2 protein-coding genes are annotated in these 1,090 nt (G+C 32.8%); both read right to left on the bottom strand.

All coding sequences use genetic code 11. The annotated features are described in order from the left end of the window. A partial coding sequence (locus FJR06_RS16215) for a GUN4 domain-containing protein (protein ID WP_174783488.1) occupies positions 1-920 on the bottom strand: 920 nt, incomplete at its 3' end. Continuing rightward, positions 907-1,090, bottom strand: a 184-nt coding sequence (locus tag FJR06_RS24025; protein WP_217359789.1) for a hypothetical protein, incomplete at its 5' end; no start/stop codon positions are given. The genes FJR06_RS16215 and FJR06_RS24025, both read right to left, overlap by 14 nt.

Here is a 1,090-nt window from a genome sequence, read left to right as displayed (position 1 = left end):
ATATGAGCAGCTTCCAATGCTTCCTGTGCATCAAACCCTGTTATAGCACAACGATAATCATAGGCTTCAAGCAAAGCCTTACGAAACAAAGGTTGTCCCTGTCGTTGGGCAATTGATGTAATTATTTTCTTTTTAAATATTGTCTTTGTTTTAGCAGTATAGTAATTTTTTTGCTGAAGATTATTTATCTCAATATCAAGTTGATTAAGTTCTGAAGTGACAGATATTTTCTTGATTGCAGCTTGTAATTCTGGACTTTCGTGCAATTTGTGTTTGAAAGTAGGAAGCTCGTAAGCAGTTGTATTTACCAAATCACAAGTTTTTATACGAAAAAATAAATTTTCAAGGGGAAGAAGAGTATTAAATTTATTTAGAATGTTATCCAATCTCGGACCAGTTCCATTATATCCCAAGATTTTTACGTTTGCACTCAACATTTTTAGACCCATGATTCCCGGTGTCCAAGTTACTTCCTCTCCTATTGATTTGAAACCGAAACCCCAACATGGAAAATGCCCTTTTGGTACTGTTTCTATATCTAAGTTTGTTTGAGAACTTAACCAACCTTCCTCTAAAAACCATCCTAATTTATCAGCTAAAATATAAAAACTCTGAAAATCAGATTTTCTACGCTCTTGAATAATTTCATCCCACAAAAAACTTTGAATACTAAAACCAAAACGTTCTTGACTGTAATACATCCAAAGTTGATCAATTATTTGTAAATCCTCACAAGGAAATGTTTTAATTTTATCGTCTTCGAGAGTTTGAGAAGAACTGTGAATATTTTTTTTGTTAGCAACAGCCAAAATTAATTTTGCAGTTTCTTCATCAGCTTTTCGCCAGTTTTGTATGAACAATAAACTATGTAATTGAGTATAATCTATACCAATATCAGATATAAGTTTAAATTGAGACATGATAGTTACAGACTTTTTCTAAGTACAAATTACCCATCCAAGAGTGAGTAGGAATCGGTAAACACAAACCGAAGCAACCAACAGACTCGATACAACTAATTTTACTAGGTTTAGACAATACCTTAGTCAAATTACGAGGGTGAGATGATAATGCTTTAACCATGAACTCC

Source organism: Dolichospermum sp. UHCC 0352 (assembly GCF_009711925.1).
GTDB classification, from domain to species: domain Bacteria; phylum Cyanobacteriota; class Cyanobacteriia; order Cyanobacteriales; family Nostocaceae; genus Dolichospermum; species Dolichospermum lemmermannii.
This window is presented reverse-complemented; position numbering and strand designations above follow the sequence as displayed.